At 63.4% G+C, this 18183-nt stretch carries 16 protein-coding genes; all 16 read right to left on the bottom strand.

Going from position 1 to position 18183, the window contains the following annotated elements:
• Positions 1-185 precede the first annotated feature (185 nt).
• The gene (gene lpxC / locus M2D63_RS16485) at positions 186-1097 is read right to left on the bottom strand and encodes a UDP-3-O-acyl-N-acetylglucosamine deacetylase (protein WP_285864006.1); all 912 of its coding nucleotides are present in this window, start codon (positions 1095-1097) and stop codon (positions 186-188) included.
• A gap of 112 nt (positions 1098-1209) precedes the next feature.
• A complete protein-coding gene (gene ftsZ / locus M2D63_RS16480; RefSeq protein ID WP_285864005.1) occupies positions 1210-2400 on the bottom strand; it encodes a cell division protein FtsZ in 1191 nt (396 codons plus the stop codon).
• Between the two features lie 56 nt (positions 2401-2456).
• Positions 2457-3710 (bottom strand): cell division protein FtsA, encoded by a 1254-nt coding sequence (ftsA, locus tag M2D63_RS16475; RefSeq protein WP_285864004.1) that lies wholly within the window; start codon positions 3708-3710, stop codon positions 2457-2459.
• Positions 3711-3724: 14 nt separating this feature from the next.
• Complete coding sequence (locus M2D63_RS16470) at positions 3725-4594, bottom strand: cell division protein FtsQ/DivIB (RefSeq protein ID WP_285864003.1); 870 nt, start codon at positions 4592-4594, stop codon at positions 3725-3727.
• A 4-nt stretch (positions 4595-4598) separates the two neighbouring features.
• Complete coding sequence (locus M2D63_RS16465; RefSeq protein WP_285864002.1) at positions 4599-5558, bottom strand: D-alanine--D-alanine ligase; 960 nt, start codon at positions 5556-5558, stop codon at positions 4599-4601.
• Positions 5555-7009: a UDP-N-acetylmuramate--L-alanine ligase gene (murC, locus tag M2D63_RS16460; RefSeq protein WP_285864001.1), complete on the bottom strand. Its 1455-nt coding sequence runs from the start codon at positions 7007-7009 to the stop codon at positions 5555-5557. Before murC ends, M2D63_RS16465 begins: the two co-directional genes overlap by 4 nt.
• Entirely contained in the window at positions 7002-8081 is a 1080-nt protein-coding gene (gene murG / locus M2D63_RS16455; protein WP_285864000.1) for an undecaprenyldiphospho-muramoylpentapeptide beta-N-acetylglucosaminyltransferase, read from the bottom strand. The genes murC and murG overlap by 8 nt, the downstream gene beginning before the upstream one ends.
• Complete coding sequence (gene ftsW / locus M2D63_RS16450) at positions 8071-9285, bottom strand: putative lipid II flippase FtsW (RefSeq protein ID WP_405310338.1); 1215 nt, start codon at positions 9283-9285, stop codon at positions 8071-8073. The genes murG and ftsW overlap by 11 nt, the downstream gene beginning before the upstream one ends.
• On the bottom strand, positions 9282-10628 hold the full coding sequence (murD, locus tag M2D63_RS16445; protein WP_285863999.1) for a UDP-N-acetylmuramoyl-L-alanine--D-glutamate ligase: 1347 nt from the start codon (positions 10626-10628) through the stop codon (positions 9282-9284). Before murD ends, ftsW begins: the two co-directional genes overlap by 4 nt.
• A 6-nt stretch (positions 10629-10634) precedes the next feature.
• Complete coding sequence (gene mraY / locus M2D63_RS16440; protein ID WP_285863998.1) at positions 10635-11717, bottom strand: phospho-N-acetylmuramoyl-pentapeptide-transferase; 1083 nt, start codon at positions 11715-11717, stop codon at positions 10635-10637.
• Positions 11717-13087: a UDP-N-acetylmuramoyl-tripeptide--D-alanyl-D-alanine ligase gene (murF, locus tag M2D63_RS16435; RefSeq protein WP_285863997.1), complete on the bottom strand. Its 1371-nt coding sequence runs from the start codon at positions 13085-13087 to the stop codon at positions 11717-11719. The genes mraY and murF overlap by 1 nt, the downstream gene beginning before the upstream one ends.
• Entirely contained in the window at positions 13080-14543 is a 1464-nt protein-coding gene (locus M2D63_RS16430) for a UDP-N-acetylmuramoyl-L-alanyl-D-glutamate--2,6-diaminopimelate ligase (RefSeq protein ID WP_285863996.1), read from the bottom strand. Before M2D63_RS16430 ends, murF begins: the two co-directional genes overlap by 8 nt.
• On the bottom strand, positions 14543-16276 hold the full coding sequence (locus tag M2D63_RS16425; RefSeq protein WP_285864010.1) for a penicillin-binding protein 2: 1734 nt from the start codon (positions 16274-16276) through the stop codon (positions 14543-14545). Before M2D63_RS16425 ends, M2D63_RS16430 begins: the two co-directional genes overlap by 1 nt.
• Positions 16276-16569 carry a cell division protein FtsL gene (ftsL, locus tag M2D63_RS16420; protein WP_285863995.1) on the bottom strand — a complete coding sequence of 98 codons (294 nt, stop codon included), beginning with the start codon at positions 16567-16569 and terminating at the stop codon, positions 16276-16278. The genes M2D63_RS16425 and ftsL overlap by 1 nt, the downstream gene beginning before the upstream one ends.
• Complete coding sequence (gene rsmH / locus M2D63_RS16415) at positions 16566-17513, bottom strand: 16S rRNA (cytosine(1402)-N(4))-methyltransferase RsmH (protein ID WP_405310333.1); 948 nt, start codon at positions 17511-17513, stop codon at positions 16566-16568. The genes ftsL and rsmH overlap by 4 nt, the downstream gene beginning before the upstream one ends.
• Positions 17510-17965 carry a division/cell wall cluster transcriptional repressor MraZ gene (gene mraZ, locus M2D63_RS16410; protein WP_010220775.1) on the bottom strand — a complete coding sequence of 152 codons (456 nt, stop codon included), beginning with the start codon at positions 17963-17965 and terminating at the stop codon, positions 17510-17512. The genes rsmH and mraZ overlap by 4 nt, the downstream gene beginning before the upstream one ends.
• Between the last annotated feature and the right edge of the window lie 218 nt (positions 17966-18183).

The following is an 18183-nucleotide window of genomic DNA, read 5'->3' as shown; positions in this document are numbered from 1 at the left end:
AGTAGGCCGCCGTAAAGGCGGAAGGGGCCGGCAGCGTCGCTGCATGGAATGGATAAGCCCGCAGACTCGACACCCAAACCCAAGCCCAAGCCCAAGCCCAAGGAACCTAGTTCCCGGAATTCCGTGAAGAACCATAAAAAAGGCCACCCGAAGGTGGCCTTAATCACTAGAGAGAGTGTTCGAACTTACACTGCCGCAACCGGACGCATGTAAGAGATCGGTGCCGTACTGGCATCTTCGAATGTCACCACTTCCCAGGCATCAGTTTCCTCGATCAGCTTGCGCAGCAGCTGGTTGTTCAGCGCGTGTCCGGACTTGTAGCCCTTGAACTCGCCGATCAGGCTGTTGCCCAGCAGGTAGAGGTCGCCGATGGCGTCGAGGATCTTGTGCTTGACGAATTCGTCTTCGTAACGAAGACCGTCTTCATTGAGCACACCGTCCTTGTCGACCACGATGGCGTTTTCCACACTGCCGCCGAGCGCGAGGTTGTGCTTGCGCAGGTACTCGATATCGCTCATGAACCCAAAGGTACGGGCGCGGCTGACTTCCTTCACGAACGAGGTGCTGGAAAAGTCCACGCTGGCACTCTGGGTCCGATTACGGAACACCGGGTGATCGAAATCGATCTCGAAACTCACCTTGAACCCGTCGAACGGCAGGAAAGTGGCGCGCTTGTCGCCGTCTTCCACTGTCACTTCGCGCAGGATGCGGATGAACTTCTTGGCTGCGTCCTGTTCTTCCAGGCCGGCAGATTGAATCAGGAATACAAAGGGCCCTGCGCTGCCGTCCATGATCGGCACTTCGGACGCGGAGAGCTCGACGTAGGCGTTATCGATGCCCAGGCCAGCCATGGCCGAGAGCAGGTGCTCTACCGTGTCTACCTTGGTCTCGCCGTTGACCAGCGTGGTCGACATGGTGGTCTCGCCGACGTTGGCCGCGCGGGCGGGAATTTCCACCACGGGGTCGAGGTCGGCACGGCGAAATACGATGCCGGTATCCACAGGTGCAGGTTTGAGGGTCAGGTAAACCTTTTCCCCGGAGTGCAGGCCGACACCTGTGGCACGGATAATATTCTTCAGGGTGCGTTGTTTAATCATGGCATTGGCCGCTTCAGCGCAAATTGCGAACTGGTATCAACAAAGGCTGAGGATAATACCAGACCCGGCCTTTGCTGAACACCAATCACCCTTATACCCCTGATAAATTTCATCAATCGGCCTGACGACGCAGGAATGCCGGGATGTCCAGGTAGTCCAGATCGTCTTGCGGATTGAGTTTCGCAGCAGCGGCAGCACCGGCATGAGCCTGGTTGCGCATCACGGTCGGACGCTCCAGGTCACGGTAGTTCACCGACGGCTGTTCCTGGCGTACCGGCGCAGGCGCGGCGGTTTGCATGGCAGCGGCCTGCATGGTGTTGTCGATGACCTTGACCGGCTTCTCGATCTTCGCGCCCAGGCCCGTGGCAACCACGGTCACGTGCAGCTCGTCACGCATGTCCGGATCGATAACGGTACCGACCTTGACCATGGCGTGATCGGAAGCGAAGGCTTCGATGATGCTACCGACGTCGGAGTATTCACCCAGCGACAGGTCAGGACCTGCGGTGATGTTGACCAGGATGCCGCGGGCGCCCTGCAGGTTGACGTCTTCGAGCAGCGGGTTGCGAATCGCCGCCTCGGTCGCTTCACGCGCACGGTTCGGACCGCTGGCGCAGCCGGTACCCATCATCGCCATGCCCATTTCGCTCATCACGGTGCGCACGTCGGCGAAGTCGACGTTGATCATGCCCGGACGCTTGATGATGTCGGAAATACCGCGAACGGCACCGGCCAGCACGTCGTCGGCCTTGGCGAAGGCGGACAGCAGGCTGGCGTCCTTGCCCAGGATGGTCAGCAGCTTCTCGTTCGGGATGGTGATCAGCGAGTCGACGCTGTCAGCCAGGGCGCGGATGCCTTCATCGGCGATCTGCGAGCGCTTGCGGCCTTCGAACGGGAACGGACGGGTCACCACCGCAACGGTGAGGATGCCCAGCTCCTTCGCCACTTCGGCGATGATCGGCGCAGCACCGGTACCGGTACCGCCGCCCATGCCGGTGGTGATGAACACCATGTTGGTACCCTGCAGTACTTCGGCGATGCGCTCGCGATCTTCCAGGGCAGCCTGACGGCCGACTTCCGGATTGGCACCGGCACCCAGGCCCTTGGTCACGCCGGTACCCAGTTGCAGGATGGTACGCGCGCCGATGTTTTTCAGCGCCTGAGCATCGGTGTTGGCGCAGATGAACTCGACGCCTTCGATGTTGCTCTTGACCATGTGATTAACGGCGTTGCCACCGCCGCCACCGACACCGATCACTTTAATGACCGGACTTTGCGGGACGTTGTCTACGAGCTCGAACATTTTCCCTCTCCTTTCAGTTCTCTAGTTTTCGCGCCTACTACTACTGCTTTGAAACTTTAAAAGTTGCCCTGGACCCAGCGTTTGAGACGTTCAAACGCTGGCGCCTTCGGTTCATCGCCATAGCTGTTGCTGCTGTTACCGGTCAGGGTCACGCCGTCGGACTGCTTTTGCAGGCCATAGGTCAGCAGGCCCACACCGGTGGAATAAATCGGGTTGCGCACGACGTCGCTCAGGCCCCGAACGCTATGCGGCACGCCCAGGCGTACCGGCATGTGGAAAATCTCTTCGGCCAGCTCTACCGCACCTTCCATCTTCGAGGTGCCGCCGGTCAGGACGATGCCCGCAGGCACCAGGTCCTCGTAGCCGCTACGACGCAGCTCGGCCTGGATCAGGGTGAACAGCTCGTCGTAGCGCGGCTCGACCACTTCGGCCAGGGCCTGGCGCGACAGCTCGCGCGGCGGACGGTCGCCGACGCTTGGCACCTTGATGGTTTCGCCGGCACTGGCCAGCTTGGCCAGGGCGCAGGCGTAACGGATCTTGATCTCTTCGGCGTACTGGGTCGGAGTACGCAGGGCCATGGCGATGTCGTTGGTCACCTGGTCGCCGGCAATCGGGATTACCGCGGTGTGACGGATCGCGCCTTCGGTGAAGATGGCGATGTCGGTGGTGCCGCCACCGATGTCCACCAGGCACACGCCCAGTTCTTTCTCATCGTCGGTCAGCACCGAGTAGGCCGAAGCCAGCTGCTCGAGGATGATGTCGTCGATTTCCAGGCCGCAGCGACGCACGCACTTCTCGATGTTCTGCGCAGCATTGACGGCGCAGGTCACCACGTGGACCTTGGCTTCCAGACGCACGCCGGACATGCCCAGTGGCTCGCGCACGCCTTCCTGGTTGTCGATCACGTAGTCCTGCGGCAGGGTGTGCAGCACCCGCTGGTCGGCCGGAATGGCGACCGCCTGGGCGGCGTCGAGGACGCGTTCCAGGTCCGCCGAACTCACTTCACGGTCGCGGATGGCGACGATGCCGTGGGAGTTCAGGCTGCGGATGTGATTGCCGGCCACGCCAACGAAAGCCGAGTGAATCCGGCAGCCGGCCATCAGCTGGGCTTCTTCCACCGCGCGCTGGATCGACTGCACGGTCGATTCGATATTGACCACCACGCCCTTCTTCAGCCCGCGTGATGGATGGGTGCCGATACCGACGATCTCCAGGGTGCCGTCGGCCGCGACTTCGCCGACCAGCGCCACTACCTTGGAGGTGCCGATATCCAGCCCGACGATCATTTTGCCGCTATGCGCATTTGCCATGGTCCTGCCTCTCTCTAATTCTTCGCAACGGCGGGTTGGGCCGTCGTCGGTGCAATCGGTTCCCGCCAGCCAACGGCCAGGCCATTGGCGTAACGCAGATCGATGCGGGCGATGTTCGTGATCTGTTCTTTGAGTGTCTTGTCGTAAATGGCAATGAAGCGGCGCATCTTTTCCACCAGATGATCACGTCCCAGCAGCAATTCGATGCCCGGTCCGGCGCTGCCGGCGCCCGTGGTCAGAAACCAGCTGCCACGCTCGCGCAACTCCAGCCGTGCAATCGAAAAGCCCATTGGCCGCAACATCTGGCTCAGTACCTGATATTGCTGCATTACTTGTTGCTGCGCCCGCTGCGGCCCGAACAGCTGCGGCAGGTGCTCGTAGTTGGCCAGCTCGCGCGGGGTGAAGGCCTGGCCCTGGTTATTGAGCAAGGCTTCTTCGCCCCAACGCGCCACCGGCAACTGTTCTTCCAGGCGGATCACCACCTCGTCCGGCCACACCCGGCGAACCTCGGCGTGGGCGATCCAGGGCATCTGCTCCAGTTCCGCACGCATGCTGGCCAGGTCGACGGTGAAGAAGCTGGCCGCCACATAGGGGGCGATTCGCTGCTGCACCGCCTGCTGGCTGATGTAGCTGAGGTCGCCCTGCACGGCGATCTTGGTGATCGGCCGGTCGGCGTAGGGCATCAGGCGTTGCGCGCCTTCATAGGCGCCAAAGCCTGCGGCCACCAGCAGTACCGGCCAGAGCAGTCGCTTGAAAATGCTGAAGTTGGCCTTGGGCAGGCGCGCCGACAGTGGCTCCTTGGCCACCATCCGGCTGGCACCACGCGGCACCGGCTTGCTACGGCCGGTGGCGGGTTGCTGATGACGTAACATCGCGCCTTGCATGGGCTTAACCTCGCGACTCTACGCTGGCTGCCAGGATCGCCAGCACCAGTTGCTGGAAATCGAGGCCGGCCGCGCGCGCCGCCATAGGGACCAGGCTGTGATCCGTCATGCCTGGTGCGGTGTTGACTTCGAGCAGCCAGAAACGCCCCTGCTCGTCCTGCATCACGTCCAGCCGACCCCAGCCAGCGATGCCGATGGCGTCGCAGGCGCGGGCGGTCAGGTCGATCAGCTCCTGTTCCTTGCTCGCCTCCAGACCGCACGGAATGCGGTACTGGGTATCGTTGGCGATGTACTTGGCGTCGTAGTCGTAGAAGGTGTGCGGGGTACCCAGGGCGATCGGCGGCAACACCTGGCCGCGCAGTACGGCGACGGTGAACTCCGGACCGTGGATCCACTGCTCCACCAATACTTGCGAGTCGTAGGTAGCGGCGTCTTTCCAGGCGGCGATCAATTCGTCGACGCTGGTCACTTTCGCCATCCCGATACTGGAACCTTCATGGGCCGGTTTGACGATCAAAGGGAAGCCCAGTTCCGCGCCCGCAGAAATACAGTCAGCCTCGCTGCTCAGCACCGCGTGACGCGGGGTCGGAATGCCCAGGCTCTGCCACACCTGCTTGGTGCGCAGCTTGTCCATGGCCAGTGCCGAGGCGAGGATGCCGCTGCCGGTATAAGGGATGCCCAGGCATTCGAGCAGGCCCTGCATGCTGCCGTCTTCACCGCCACGACCGTGGAGGATGATGAAGGCGCGGTCGATCTTCTCGCTTTGCAGGCGGTCGAGCAGGTCGTCACCCACATCGATGCCCACCACGTCGACGCCAGCGCCACGCAGCGCTTCGATCACCGCGGCACCGGATTTCAGCGATACCGGACGTTCGGCGCTCTTGCCGCCATAGAGCACGGCAACGCGACCGAAGTCTTGCACGGCGAGGGTCGAATGCAGCTTGGCGTATTGGTTATCAGTCATTTCGACTTCCCCTGACTGGCAACGGCACCAGCGAACAACGGACTCTTGAGTAATTGCGGGGCCAGGCCACCGATGTCACCGGCGCCCTGGCACAGCAGGATGTCGCCGGCGCGCAGCAGCGGCTTGACCAGCGGCGCCAGCTCGATGCCGCGCTCGATGTAGATCGGGTCGAGCTGGCCACGCTGACGGATGCTGTGGCACAGCTGGCGGCTGTCGGCACCGGGAATCGGCTCTTCGCCGGCCGGGTAGACCTCCATCAACAGCAGGACGTTGGCATCGGCCAGGACCTGGACGAAATCGTCGTACAGGTCGCGGGTGCGGCTGTAGCGGTGCGGCTGGTAGACCATCACCAGGCGGCGCTCCGGCCAGCCACCGCGCACGGCCTTGATCACCGCGGCCACTTCGGTCGGGTGATGGCCATAGTCGTCGACCAGCATCACGCTGCCACCGTCCACCGGCAGTTCGCCGTAGACCTGGAAGCGTCGCCCTACCCCCTGGAAGCCCGACAGGCCCTGGACGATGGCTTCGTCGCTGATGCCTTCGTCGGTGGCAATGGCGATGGTCGCCAGGGCGTTGAGCACGTTGTGGTTGCCCGGCATGTTGACCGACACATCCAGCGGCTCGCGGTCGCGGCGCAGCACGGTGAAGTGGGTCTGCATGCCCGACTGGCGAACATTGATCGCACGTACGTCGGCTTCTTCGCTGAAGCCGTAGGTGACCGCCGGCCGCTTGACCTGCGGCAGGATCTCGCGCACCACCGGGTCGTCCAGGCACATCACCGCCAGTCCGTAGAACGGCAGGTTGTGGAGGAACTCGACGAAGGTTTTCTTCAGCTTGTTGAAGTCGCCTTCGTAGGTCGCCATGTGGTCGGCGTCGATGTTGGTCACCACCGCCACCAGCGGCTGCAGGTGCAGGAAGCTGGCATCGCTCTCGTCGGCTTCGGCGATCAGGTAGCGGCTGGTACCGAGCTGGGCATTGGTGCCGGCTGCATTGAGGCGGCCACCGATGACGAAGGTCGGGTCCAGGCCACCGGCGGCGAACACCGAGGCCAGCAGGCTGGTGGTGGTGGTCTTGCCGTGGGTGCCGGCGACGGCGATGCCGTGGCGGTAGCGCATCAGTTCGGCGAGCATTTCGGCACGCGGCACCACCGGAATGCGTCGCTCAAGGGCGGTGGCCACTTCCGGGTTGGCGGTGTTGATCGCGCTGGAGACCACCAGTACATCGGCGCTGGCAGCGTTCTCGGCGCGGTGGCCGATGAAGATCTCGGCGCCGAAGGACTCCAGGCGCTCGGTGACCGGCGAGGTCTTGAGGTCGGAACCCGACACCTGGTAGCCCAGGTTCAGCAGCACCTCGGCGATCCCGCACATGCCCACGCCGCCGATACCGACGAAGTGAATGCGGCGGATGCGGCGCATTTCCGGTTGTGGCATGGCTTTCTGGCTCTCAACCATGGGCCACCTCCAGACAGATATCGACCACGGTGCGGGTGGCCGCAGGTTTTGCCAGGCGCCGGGCAGTGGCGGCCATGGTGGTGAGTTTTTCCGGTTGCATCAGCACCTCGTTCAGGCGTTCAGCGAGTTCCGCTGCGCCGGTTGTCGCTTGTGGCATCAGGAAGGCAGCGCCTTCGCGGGCCAGATAATGGGCGTTGTGGGTCTGGTGATCGTCGATGGCATGGGGCAAGGGCACCAGCATCGATGGCAAGCCGGCCGCAGCCAGCTCACTGACGGTCAGCGCGCCTGCGCGGCAGACCACCAGATCGGCCCAGCCATAGGCTTGGGCCATGTCCTTGATAAACGGTTCGACCTGAGCCTCGACGCCAGCCTCACGGTAGCGCTGGGCGGTAATCTGGTCGTGCTGCTTGCCGGCCTGGTGGAATACCTGCGGACGAATGTCCTCAGGCACCCGGGCCAGGGCCTGGGGCAGCAGTTTGTTCAGCGGTTCGGCGCCCAGGCTTCCGCCGAGCACCAGCAAGCGTGGCTGACGCGCGCCCAGGGGCTCGCGCGGGGTGTCCATGAACAGCTCGCTGCGCACCGGGTTGCCGGTGGTGCGCAGTTTGTCCGAAGCACTGAAAGTGCCGGGGAAAGCTTCGCAGACTCGGCCGGCCAAGGGCACCAGCAGCCGATTGGCGGTACCGGCGCGGGCATTCTGCTCATGCACTACCACAGGCACGCCGCAGAGCCTGGCGGCCACGCCGCCGGGGCCGGTCACATAACCGCCGAAGCCAACCACGCAGACCGGCTTGAGCTGACGCATGATGCGCCGGGCCTGGAGCACGGCCTTGACCAGGGTGAACGGCGCCTTGAGCAGCGACAGCTTGCCCTTGCCACGCAGGCCGGTGACATTGATCAGGTGCAGTTGCAGGCCCGCCTGGGGCACCAGCTCGTTCTCGATGCCACGCGGGGTGCCCAGCCAGTGCACGGTGTAACCGCGGGCCTGGAACTCACGGGCACAGGCCAGCGCCGGGAACACGTGGCCCCCGGTGCCGCCTGCCATGATCAGTACGTTCTTGCCGTTAGCGGCCATGATGCGGCTCCTCGGCAAAATCGCTCTCGTTGAATTCGTGTTCTTCGCTCCCCAGGTGGGTGCGACTCTCCCATTCGATCCGCAGCAACAGCCCGACACAGGCGCAGCAGATCACCAGGGAGCTGCCGCCGTAGCTGAGGAACGGCAGGGTCAGGCCTTTGGTCGGCAACAGGCCGACGTTCACGCCGATGTTGATCAGGAATTGACCGATCCACAGGAACGCCAGGCCGAAGGCCATGTAGGCGGCGAAGAACTGTTTGGCTTTCTCGGCCCACAGGCCGATGTACAGCGCACGCACGGTAACGAACACGAACAGCGCCACGGTCACCAGCGAGCCGACCACCCCCAGCTCTTCGGCCAGTACCGAGAACACGAAGTCGGTGTGCGCTTCAGGCAGGTAGAACTGCTTCTGGACGCTGTTGCCCAGGCCTACGCCCAGCCACTCGCCACGACCGAAGGCGATCAGCGCCTGGGTCAGCTGGTAGCCGGAGCCGAACTGGTCGGACCAGGGGTCGGTAAAGGTAACCAGTCGTGCCATCCGGTACGGCTGGGCCTGGACCAGGACGAACACCGCGCCCACCGCCAGCAGCACCATCAGGCTGAAACGGAACAACCCCACCCCGCCGAGGAACAGCATCGCCGCTGCCGCGCCCATCATCACCACGGTGGCACCGAAGTCCGGCTCCATCAGCAGCAGGCCGGCCATGGGCAGCAGCACGATGAACGGCTTGAAGAAGCCCATCCAGCTTTCGCGTACTTCCTTCTGGCGGCGCACCAGGTAGCCGGCCAGGTAAATGACCACGAAGACCTTGGCAATTTCCGAAGGCTGCACGTTGAAGAAACTGAAACCGATCCAGCGCATCGAACCGTTCACTTCACGACCGATGCCCGGCACCAGTACCAGCACCAGCAGGCCGAAGGCGCCGACCAGCATGGTGAAGCCCATCTTCTGCCAGGTGGCAATCGGGACCATCATGGTGACGATGCACGCCCCCACACCGATGAGGACGTACACCAGGTGGCGGAACATGTGGTACAGCGGGTTGCCCGATTGCGCCGCGGCCACTTCCGAAGAGGCCGAGGTGATCATCACCAGGCCAAGCCCCAGCAACGCCAGGCAACCGGCGAGCATGGCAAAGTCGAGGTCGATGCCACGTCCGCTGACCAGCGGTGACGGATAGGGCTTGATGATGCCGAAGATCATGCCAGCCCTCCCACGGCCTGGGCGAACAGGCGCCCACGCTCTTCAAAATTCTTGAACATGTCGAGGCTGGCGCAGGCCGGCGACAACAGCACGGCATCGCCCGGCCGGGCCTGGGCAGCAGCTTGCTCCACCGCTTCGTCGAGGGTCTTGACCCGGATCAGTGGCACGCTGTCGCCCAGCACTTGGGCCAGCCGCTCGGCGTCACGGCCCAGCAGCACCACGGCGCGGCAATGGGCGGCGACCGGCGCACGCAGGGCGGAGAAATCGGCCCCCTTGCCATCGCCACCGGCGATCAGCACCAGCTTGCCGTCGATATCGGCGCCCAGGCCTTCGATGGCGGCCAGGGCGGCACCGACGTTGGTGGCCTTGGAATCGTCGTAATAGTTCACGCCGTTGCGCTCACGCACCCACTGGCAACGGTGGGCAAGACCGGCGAAGGTGCGCAGGCTCGACAGCATGGCCTCCATCGGCAGGCCGACGGCATGGCCCAGCGCCAGCGCCGCCAGGGCGTTGGACTGGTTGTGGGCGCCACGGATCTTCAGCTCGCGCACCGGCATCAGGTTCTGGAATTCGAATGCCAGGTACTTCTCGCCGTTCTCTTCACGCAGGCCGAAGGCCTTGAAGTCCGGGGTATTCAAGCCAAAGGTCCAGCACGGTTGGCCCTCGGCCAGCAAGGGACGGCTCAGGGCATCCTGGCGGTTGACCACCACCTGACGCGCGCCACGGAAGATCCGGTGCTTGGCCAGGTGATAGGCCGGCAGGCCGCTGTAGCGGTCCATGTGGTCTTCGCTGACATTGAGCACGGTCGCCACTTCGGCATTGAGCTGGTCGGTGGTCTCCAGCTGGAAGCTGGACAGCTCCATCACGTACAGCTCGACGTCGTCGCTGAGCAGGTCCAGCGCCGGGGTACCGAGGTTGCCGCCCACGGCCACGCGCTTGCCGGCCGCAGCCGCCATCTCGCCGACCAGGGTGGTGACGGTGCTCTTGGCGTTGGAACCGCTGATGGCAATGATCGGCGCCTTGGCATTGCGGGCGAACAGTTCGATATCGCCAGACAGCTTCACCCCATGGGCAGCAGCCTGTTGCAGGGCCGGCGTGGCCAGGGCCAGGCCGGGGCTGACATACAGCTCGTCGGCGCGGCACAGGAACTCCACGTCCAGTTCGCCACAGCGCACTTCCACCTGCGGGTATTCGCGGCGCAGGGTTTCCAGCTCCGGCGGATGCTCGCGGGTGTCGGCGACCGCAAAGGCAACGCCCCGGCTCGCCAGGAAGCGAACCAGGGACATGCCGCTCTTGCCGAGGCCGACAACGATGCGGAAGTGGTCAGTAGCGATCAAGGACACGCGTTTCTACCTCAGTTTCAGGGTGGCAAGGCCGATCAGCACCAGAATCACGGTGATGATCCAGAAGCGGACGATCACCCGAGGCTCGGGCCAACCCTTGAGTTCAAAGTGGTGGTGAATCGGCGCCATGCGGAAGACGCGACGGCCGGTCAACTTGAAGGAGGCCACCTGGATCACCACCGACAGGGTCTCCATGACGAACACACCGCCCATGATGAACAGGACGATTTCCTGACGAACAATAACCGCAATGGTGCCCAGCGCCGCACCCAGTGCCAGGGCACCGACGTCGCCCATGAACACCTGGGCCGGATAGGTGTTGAACCACAGGAAGCCCAGGCCCGCGCCGATCAGCGCACCGCAGAACACGATCAGCTCGCCGGCGCCCGGCACGTAGGGAATCAGCAGGTATTCGGCGAATTTCACGTTACCCGACAGGTAGCAGAAGATACCCAGGGCGCCGCCGACCATGACCGTCGGCATGATCGCCAGGCCGTCGAGGCCGTCGGTCAGGTTCACCGCGTTGCTGGAGCCGACGATGACGAAGTAGGTCAGGACCACGAAACCGATCCCCAAGGGAATGGTGACGTCCTTGAGCATCGGCACGATCAGGGTGGTTTCGACGCTGCTTGGCGCGGTCACGTACAGGAAGATCGCCGCCCCCAGGCCGAACACCGATTGCCAGAAATATTTCCAGCGGCTCGGCAGGCCGCGGGAGTTCTTCTCGATCACCTTGCGGTAGTCGTCGACCCAGCCGATGGCGCCGAACAGCAGGGTGACGATCAGCACCACCCAGACATAACGATTGGTCAGGTCGGCCCACAGCAAGGTGCTGATGCCGATGGCCGAAAGAATCAGGGCGCCACCCATGGTCGGGGTGCCGGACTTGGACAGGTGCGACTGCGGGCCGTCATTGCGAACCGCTTGACCGATCTGGCGAATCTGCAGGGTACGGATCATCCATGGGCCCAGCCACAGGGCCAGCGACAACGCGGTCAGTACTCCGAGAATCCCGCGCAGGGACAGGTACTGGAAGACCGCGAAGCCTTTGTAGAACTGTTGCAGATACTCAGCCAGCAGCAGCAGCATTAATGTTTCTCCCCGCTGGAACCGCACAGCGCCGCCACGACGTTTTCCATCGCAGCGCTACGCGATCCCTTGATCAAAATAGTGGTGTTAGCAGCCTGCTCGTCGGCGCAAACGGCGGCGATCAGGTCGGCTTGATTAGCGAAATGTCGGGCATTGGCGCCGAACGCTGCTACCGCGTGAGCCATGTTAGGACCCACGGCATACAGTGCCGAAACCTTGTCTTTGGCGTACGCGCCTACCTGCCGATGCCCTTCCTCGGCCCACTGGCCCAATTCGCCGATATCCCCGAGCACCAGGACGGTGCGGCCGGAAAAGCCGGCGAGTATATCAACGGCAGCGCACATGGAGGTGGGGTTTGCGTTGTAAGTGTCATCGATCACCCGCACACCGTTGCCGGCCATCTGCACCACAGTGCGGCCCTTGACCGGTTGCACGTTGTTCAAGCCCTGGGCGATACCTTCAAGTGTCAGACCAAAGGCATGGGCAGCGGCTGCTGCAGCCAGGGCATTGGCGACGTTATGGGTGCCCAACAGGTTCAGTTGGACCCGCACCACGCCTTCGGCACTGTGCAGGTCGAAGGCCGGGCAACCGCGCTGATCGGCGGCGATATTGCCCGCGTAAAAGTCAGCGGCGGCGTTGTTCAGGGCGAAGGTCAGTACCCGGCGGTTGCCGGCGCGCAGCTTCCAGGTGGCGAACGCCTTGTCATCAAGGTTCAATACCGCCACGCCATCCTGACCCAGGCCTTCGAGGATCTCGCCCTTGGCTTCGACGATTTTCTCCGGGCCGCCGAACTCGCCGACATGGGCAGTACCGGCGTTGTTGATCAGCGCCACTTGCGGACGGGTCAGGCCGACGGTGTAGGCAATCTCACCGATGCGCGAAGCCCCCAGCTCGATAACCGCGGCGGTATGCTCCGGAGCCAGTTCGAGCAAGGTCAGCGGTGCACCGAGGTCGTTGTTCAGGTTGCCTCGGGTGGCCAGTACCTGGCCACGGGTGCGCAGGATGCTGGCCAGCATTTCCTTGACCGTGGTCTTGCCGCTGGAACCGGTGATGGCCGCGACCGGCTTGTCGAACGCCGCACGATTGAGCGCGCTCAGTTGACCCAGGGCCAGACGGCTGTCGGCCACCAGCAGTTGCGGCAGATCGCTGCCTGGCACTTCGCGTTCCACCAGGGCGGCAACGGCGCCCTTGGCTTTCACGTCGTCCAGATAGTCATGACCATCGAATCGCGGCCCGGCCAGGGCGACGAACAGTTGCCCGGCAACGATTGCACGGCTGTCGATGCTGACGCCGGTGAAGGTTGCATCGGCCGCCACCAGGCGACCCTGAAGGGGCGCGACCAACTGGCTGAGGGTCAATGGCTTAAGCATGGGGGGCCTCCCAGACAGCGAGGGCCTTCTCGGCCTCGACCAGATCGGAAAAATCGAGACGCTGACCGTTGATTTCCTGGTAGTCCTCATGGCCCTTGCCAGCGAGCACGATGACATCGTCGGCGCCCGCACTGGCAATGAGTTGGGCAATTGCCGGACCACGACCGCTGACGAATTCGACGACATCGGCCTTGGCAAAGCCCGGGCGAATGTCGGCGAAGATCTGCTGCGGATCTTCCGTACGCGGGTTGTCGTCGGTGACCAGTACCCGATCGGCCAGGCGTTCGGCCACTTCGGCCATCAGCGGACGCTTGCCGCGATCGCGATCGCCACCACAGCCGAACAGGCACAGCAGCTGGCCGCGGGCATGGGGACGCAATGCCTGGAGAACCTGTTCCAGGGCATCGGGGGTGTGGGCATAGTCGACCACCACCAGCGGCTTGCTGCCGCCACCCAGGCGCTGCATGCGCCCGATCGGCCCTTGCAGGGTCGGGGTGATCTTGAGAATTTCGTCCAGCGGATAGTCCAGCGCCATCAGGGTGCCGACCGCCGCCAGCATGTTGCTGAGGTTGAAGCGACCGAGCAGGCGACTGCGCAGGGTACGCTCACCCTGGACGGTAACGATCACCGCACGCACGCCATCGTCATCGAAATGCGCTTCGCGGCAGTACAGCGACGCTGCGCTGTCCTTGAGGCTGTAGCTGATCAGGCGCGACTCGACATGCTCGGTGGCCAGGCGGCGACCGAAATCGTCATCGAGGTTGACCACCCGGCAACGCAGGTTCGGCCAGGCGAACAGACGCGCCTTGGCGTCTTCGTAGGCCTGCATGCTGCCGTGGTAATCCAGGTGATCGCGGGACAGGTTGGTCATCACCGCGATGTCGAATTCCAGCGCCGCGACCCGGCCCTGGTCCAGGGCATGGGAAGAGACTTCCATGGCCACGGCCTTCGCCCCGCCCTTGCGCAGGTCGTTGAGGGTGGCCTGTACGGCGATCGGGTCCGGGGTGGTCAGGCGACCGCTTTGCAACTCGCCATAGAAGCCGGTGCCCAGGGTGCCGATCAGGCCGCAACGCTGGCCCAGTTTGTCCAGGGCCTGCGCCACCAGTTGGGTGACGCTGGTCTTGCCGTTGGTGCCGGTGACACCGACCAGGTCCAGCTGGCGGCTTGGCTCGCCATAGAAGCGACCGGCGATGTCCGACAGCTGGGCGATCAGACCCTTGACCGGGATCAGCGGTACTTCGGTGATCGGCAGCACGGTGGCGCCTTCGGCTTCGTAGGCAACGGCCGCTGCCCCGCGCTTGAGTGCGTCGGCAATGTGATCACGACCATCGACCCGCGCGCCCGGCACGGCCAGGAACAGGTCGCCCGGACGGATATTGCGGCTGTCCAGGGTCAGCTCACGGATCAACGGATCGCGGCTGGCCTGGGCGAAAAGCTTGCTCAATGGCATTGTCATTAACCGCGCCCTCCCTTGGCGGGCGCAGCATTGACCTGCTGCTGTGGAGTCGCCGGTGGCAGGTTGTCCGGCGGAACGTTCATCAGGCGCAAGGTGCCCGACATGACTTTGCTGAAGACGGGGGCCGATACCAGGCCACCGAAGTAGCCGCCCTTGCTCGGCTCATCGATGACCACGACCACGGCATAGCGCGGATCGCTCATCGGGCCGAAGCCGGCGAACAGCGAGCGGTAGGCGTTCTCGGTATAGCCCTTGGAGCCGATGGTGGCCTTACGGGCGGTACCGCTCTTGCCACCGACGTGGTAGGACGGCACCTGGGCACGGAACACACCGCGCGGCGCTTCGATCACCTGCTGCAGCATGCCCTGGATGGTTTCGGCGGTTTCCTTCGGCACCACCTGGGTCGACTCCGGCGCCTTGTCGACCTTGAGGATGCTCAGCGGCACCATCTTGCCGTCGTTGGCCAGGGCCGCGTAGGCGTGCACCAGTTGCAGCGCGGTCACCGACAGGCCATAGCCATAGGACAGGGTCGCGGTTTCGGCCTTGCGCCACTCGCGGTGGTTCGGCAGGTTGCCGACCCGCTCACCCGGGAAACCCAGGCCGGTGTACTGGCCCAGGCCCAACTGGGACATCACCCGGTAGATGGATTCGCCGCCGATGTCGAAGGCGATCTTGCTCATTCCGACGTTACTGGAGTTGATCAGGATGCCGGTCAGGTCGAGGATCGGACCTTCGCTCTTGGACACGTCACGAATGGTGTAACGCCCCAGCTGCAAGGTGCCCGGGTAGACCTCGACCTTGTCGGTCGGCTTCCAGCGCCCGCTCTGCAGTGCCGCACTCATTGACAACGGTTTTACCGTCGAGCCCGGCTCGAACACGTCGATGATCGCCCGGTTACGCATGGCGGCCGGGAACATGCTGCGGCGGTTGTTCGGGTTGTAGGTGGGCTGGTTGACCATGGCCAGCACTTCGCCGGTCTTGACGTCCATGATCACCAGGCTGCCGGCCTTGGCTTCCTGCTCGGCGATGGCGTTGCGCAGCTCGCGGGTCGCCAGGTATTGCAGGCGCAGGTCGATGGACAACGCCAAGGTCTTTCCGGCCTTGGCGTTTTTGGTTACCTGGATGTCTTTGATCAGCCGGCCGCGCCGGTCCTTGATGACCTGTCGCTTGCCGGGCACCCCGGCCAGCCATTCATCGTAGGCCAGCTCCACCCCTTCGCGACCATGGTCATCGAGGTCGGTAAAACCGACCATGTGCGCAGCGACATCGCCCGCCGGATAGAAACGACGGAATTCCTCGATGCCATAGACACCGGGGACTTTCAGGTCGAGCACCATCTGCCCTTGTTCCGGGGTCAGGCCACGGACCAGGTAGATGAACTCCTTGCCGGCATTCTGCTCCAGGCGTTGGGTCAGTTGTTGTGGATTCTGCTTGATGGCAGCGGCCAGTGCCGGCCAGCGCTCCTTGGATGCCTGCATTTCCTTGGGGTTGGCCCACAGGGTGGTCACCGGGGTACTGACCGCCAGCGGCTCTCCGTTACGGTCGGTAATCAGTCCGCGGTGCGCAGGAATCGGAATGTGCCGCAGGCTGCGGGCATCGCCCTGGCCCTTGAGGAAGTCTCGGTCGACCACCTGCAGGTCGATGATCCGCCAGGCGATCGCGCCGACCATCACCGCCAGCAGGCCGATGACCACGCGAAAACGCCACGGATAGAGTGCACCTTCGAGCTTCATCATGGCGCCACCATCCGTACTTCGTCGGCGGCGGGAATGCGCATCTGCAACTGCTCGCTGGCCAGGTTCTCGATACGGCTATGGGCCGTCCAGGTGCTCTGCTCCAGGATCAACCGGCCCCACTCGGCCTGGGCCTTGTCGCGCTCGCTCAGCTCACCGTAAAGGGTATTGAGCAGCTGACGGTTCCAGTGCGCGCTGTACGACACCGCCACCGAAGAAACGAGCACGGCAATGAACAGCAGAAGCATCAGGAAGCTTCCGCTTGGCAGCGGCTTGGCGAACAGGCGGCTCACCGCAGCTTCTCGGCAACGCGCATGACCGCACTGCGCGCACGTGGGTTGGCCTTGAGCTCGGCGTCGGAGGCGAACTGCGCCTTGCCGTGCACCTTGATCCGCGGTTCGAAAGGCTTGTGCTGCACCGGCAGGTTGCGCGGCAGGTTATCGGCTTCACCCTTGACCAGCTTGCGCATGAACAGTTTGACGATACGGTCTTCCAGGGAATGGAAGCTGATCACCACCAGGCGCCCGCCGACCTCCAGGGCATCGAGGGCCGCTTCGAGACCGGTTTCCAGGTCGCCCAGTTCGTTGTTGACGTGAATGCGCAGGCCCTGGAAGGCGCGGGTAGCCGGATTCTTGCCCTTTTCCCAGGCCGGGTTGGCGACCTTGAGCACTTCCGCAAGGTCGGCGGTACGGGTGAAGGGTTTCTCTTCGCGGCGCAGTACCACGGCACGGGCCATGCGCTTGGCAAAACGCTCTTCGCCGTATTCCTTGAAGACCCGGGCGATTTCTTCTTCCGCTGCGGTGGCGATGAACTCGGCGGCGCTGACGCCACGGCTCGGATCCATGCGCATGTCCAGCGGACCGTCATTGAGGAAGCTGAAGCCGCGCTCGGGGTCATCCAGCTGCGGCGAGGACACGCCGAGGTCGAGCAGGATGCCGCTGACTTTTCCAGCGATACCGCGCTCGGCCACTTCCGAACCCAGCTCGGCAAAACTGCGTTGCACAATGACAAAGCGGCCGTCTTCGGCCGCCAGCGCTTGCCCGGTGGCAATCGCTTGTGGATCTTTGTCGAAACCCAGCAGCCGGCCCTGGGGCCCGAGCTTGCTGAGAATCAGCCGGCTGTGCCCGCCGCGCCCGAAGGTGCCATCCAGATAGCAGCCATCGGCGCGTACGGCGAGAGCCTCGACGGCTTCGTCAAGCAGTACGGTGATGTGGTTAAAGCCGCTATCTATAGTCACAGGATCAAATCACGCAGTTCATCAGGCATGGCGCCCGGTTGTTGAATAGCTGCAAGGTCGGCTGCCGAAACCGCGTTCCAGGCATCCTCGTCCCACAGTTGAAATTTGTTCAGTTGCCCCACCAGCATTGCCTTCTTGTCGAGCTTGGCGTACTCGCGCAAACGCGGAGGCACCAGGAAACGCCCACTGCCATCCAGCTCCAGATCCACCGCATTGCCGATCAGCAGACGCTGCAGGCGACGGTTCTCTTCACGCAAGGACGGCAAGGCGCGTAACTTGGCTTCAATCAGTTCCCACTCATCGAGCGGGTAGACACACAGGCAGGGATCCACCGCATCGATGGTCACGATCAGTTGCCCGGAACTACGCGAATCAAGCTCGTCACGGTACCGGCTCGGCATAGCGAGACGGCCCTTGGCGTCGAGGTTGATGGCGTTGGCTCCGCGGAACACGGCTGCAAATCCCCACTTGTTAGCTTTTTTGTGTCAGAAAACCCACTTCGTGCCACTTTCTGCCACTTGCGCACACTATAGGAATCCGCCCACCACACCGTCAAGGCACGCCTATAAGGAAATCCCTTACAGATCGGAGATTTAGCGCGATGTAGGGCTATGAGGGAAAAAACCGAGGGGGAATTTTTGGCAAGAAAATCAAAGTCACTCAGGCGAAT

Source organism: Pseudomonas sp. BJa5 (assembly GCF_030272875.2).
Classification (GTDB): domain Bacteria; phylum Pseudomonadota; class Gammaproteobacteria; order Pseudomonadales; family Pseudomonadaceae; genus Aquipseudomonas.
This window is presented reverse-complemented; position numbering and strand designations above follow the sequence as displayed.

Bases quoted from the DNA above. Each gene is read 5' to 3' on its own strand.
- lpxC (WP_285864006.1), bottom strand. From the start codon at position 1,097: ATGATTAAACAACGCACCCTGAAGAATATTATCCGTGCCACAGGTGTC.
- ftsZ (WP_285864005.1), bottom strand. From the start codon at position 2,400: ATGTTCGAGCTCGTAGACAACGTCCCGCAAAGTCCGGTCATTAAAGTG.
- ftsA (WP_285864004.1), bottom strand. From the start codon at position 3,710: ATGGCAAATGCGCATAGCGGCAAAATGATCGTCGGGCTGGATATCGGC.
- M2D63_RS16470 (WP_285864003.1), bottom strand. From the start codon at position 4,594: ATGCAAGGCGCGATGTTACGTCATCAGCAACCCGCCACCGGCCGTAGC.
- M2D63_RS16465 (WP_285864002.1), bottom strand. From the start codon at position 5,558: ATGACTGATAACCAATACGCCAAGCTGCATTCGACCCTCGCCGTGCAA.
- murC (WP_285864001.1), bottom strand. From the start codon at position 7,009: ATGGTTGAGAGCCAGAAAGCCATGCCACAACCGGAAATGCGCCGCATC.
- murG (WP_285864000.1), bottom strand. From the start codon at position 8,081: ATGGCCGCTAACGGCAAGAACGTACTGATCATGGCAGGCGGCACCGGG.
- ftsW (WP_405310338.1), bottom strand. From the start codon at position 9,285: ATGATCTTCGGCATCATCAAGCCCTATCCGTCACCGCTGGTCAGCGGA.
- mraY (WP_285863998.1), bottom strand. From the start codon at position 11,717: ATGCTGCTGCTGCTGGCTGAGTATCTGCAACAGTTCTACAAAGGCTTC.
- murF (WP_285863997.1), bottom strand. From the start codon at position 13,087: ATGCTTAAGCCATTGACCCTCAGCCAGTTGGTCGCGCCCCTTCAGGGT.
- M2D63_RS16430 (WP_285863996.1), bottom strand. From the start codon at position 14,543: ATGACAATGCCATTGAGCAAGCTTTTCGCCCAGGCCAGCCGCGATCCG.
- M2D63_RS16425 (WP_285864010.1), bottom strand. From the start codon at position 16,276: ATGAAGCTCGAAGGTGCACTCTATCCGTGGCGTTTTCGCGTGGTCATC.